At 61.2% G+C, this 972-nt stretch carries 1 protein-coding gene and 1 pseudogene; both read right to left on the reverse strand.

The features are described from left to right. Positions 1–281, reverse strand: a pseudogene (gene aroE, locus APH41_RS20140) (shikimate dehydrogenase); the annotation flags it as partial. Beyond that, positions 281–972 (reverse strand): oxygen-dependent coproporphyrinogen oxidase (hemF, locus tag APH41_RS20145; protein ID WP_054921003.1); only part of this gene is annotated, 692 nt, incomplete at its 5' end. The gene hemF and the pseudogene aroE, both read right to left, overlap by 1 nt.

Below are 972 nucleotides of genomic sequence, written 5' to 3' on the forward strand. Positions count from 1 at the left end.
GTGCCGTCAGCCAATTTGCTCAAAGTGTTTACGGCGCCGGCGCGCTGCGCCCGTTCGGTCAGGGTATTGGCCAAGCGATAGGCCTCTTCCTTGAACGGCACGGTCACGTTGGCGCCACGGCCGTGTTGGAAGAACTCACGGGCACAGGCGGTGAAGTCCTCCAACGGCGCGAGCATCGTGCTGTAGTCCAGTTGTTCGTCGGTCTGGGCAGCGAACAGACGGTGAATCAGCGGCGATTTGCTATGGCCGATGGGGTTGCCGAACACAACATAACGGTCCATCACACCGCCGCCTTGGGCGCGGCAACGCCGAGCCAGTCACGGTCTTGCAGGAAGTAGTCGGTGAGGCGCGCCTCTTCGCTGCCGGCTTCGGCCTTCCAGTCGTAGCTCCAGCGTACCTGAGGTGGCAGCGACATCAGGATCGACTCCGTACGCCCGCCCGATTGCAGGCCGAACAGGGTGCCACGGTCATAGACCAGGTTGAACTCAACGTAGCGGCCCCGGCGGAACTCCTGGAACTGGCGTTGTTGCTCGGTGTACGCCATGGCCTTGCGACGCTGCACAATCGGCAGGTAGGCATCGATGTAGGCATCGCCGATGGCGCGGATGAAGGCGAAGCAGGTGTCAAAGCCCCACTCGTTCAAGTCATCGAAGAACAGGCCACCGATGCCACGGGGCTCGTTGCGGTGCTTGATGTGGAAGTAGGTGTCACACCAGGCCTTGTAGCGTGAGTACACGTCCGGGCCAAACGGTGCACAGGCCTGCTCGGCCACGCGGTGCCAGTGAATGCAGTCTTCTTCATTGCCGTAATACGGGGTGAGATCGAAGCCACCACCGAACCACCACACCGGTTCTTCGCCTTCTTTTTCAGCGATGAAAAACCGCACATTGGCGTGGGAAGTCGGTACATGCGGGTTATGCGGATGGATCACCAGCGACACACCCAGGGCCTCAAACCCACGGCCCGCCAGTT

Origin of the sequence: Pseudomonas sp. NBRC 111138 (genome assembly GCF_001320835.1) — a bacterium.
GTDB lineage: Bacteria > Pseudomonadota > Gammaproteobacteria > Pseudomonadales > Pseudomonadaceae > Aquipseudomonas > Aquipseudomonas paracarnis.